This window comes from Ochrobactrum sp. SFR4, from assembly GCF_019730395.1.
Taxonomy (GTDB): Bacteria; Pseudomonadota; Alphaproteobacteria; order Rhizobiales; family Rhizobiaceae; genus Pseudochrobactrum.
The window spans coordinates 1-236 of record NZ_JAAPBB010001388.1; the positions used below are offsets into that span (position 1 = coordinate 1).

At 37.7% G+C, this 236-nt stretch carries 1 pseudogene; it reads left to right on the top strand.

The window, feature by feature from the left end:
- Positions 1–189, top strand: a pseudogene (locus HBA93_RS23580) (integrase); the annotation flags it as partial.
- Positions 190–236: the final 47 nt, after the last annotated feature.

Below are 236 nucleotides of genomic sequence, written 5' to 3' on the forward strand. Positions count from 1 at the left end.
GTCCCACACGGTTGGCGCTCTACTTTCTCAACGATTATGAATGAGCACTTCCCTGCGGATCGGCACGTGATCGATGCAATGCTAGCACATACACCTAAAGATAAAGTAGAATCTGCTTATAATCGTGCGAAGCATTTAGAGCGTCGATCAGAATTATATAATAGATGGTCACAAATGTTATTTATTTAGAATGATTTGAATATTGTTAGCGCCATCGTATTTTAAAAGAAAATATT